The sequence below is a fragment of the Citrobacter sp. Cb080 genome (assembly GCF_030334745.1).
Lineage (GTDB): Bacteria > Pseudomonadota > Gammaproteobacteria > Enterobacterales > Enterobacteriaceae > Citrobacter > Citrobacter braakii.
The window spans coordinates 1-259 of sequence record NZ_JAOWDG010000004.1; the positions used below are offsets into that span (position 1 = coordinate 1).

1 protein-coding gene is annotated in these 259 nt (G+C 49.4%); it reads left to right on the forward strand.

Annotated features, from left to right (window positions below):
- Positions 1 to 259, forward strand: a 259-nt coding sequence (locus OGV38_RS00025) for a transposase (RefSeq protein WP_286472818.1), incomplete at both ends; no start/stop codon positions are given.

Below are 259 nucleotides of genomic sequence, written 5' to 3' on the forward strand. Positions count from 1 at the left end.
CCAGTGAAGCGATGAATGTGGGTTCTACTACGCTTGAGAGCTGGGTACGCCAGCTCAGGAGAGAGCGCCAGGGGATTACGCCCTCTGCCACACCCATTACTCCAGACCAGCAACGTATCCGCGAGCTGGAAAAGCAGGTTCGCCGTCTGGAGGAGCAAAATACGATATTAAAAAAGGCTACTGTAGATTCAATTGGTCAACGCAACAGTTATGTGAAAACATGGGGTTGCGGAGGTTTTTTGAATGAGACGAACATTTA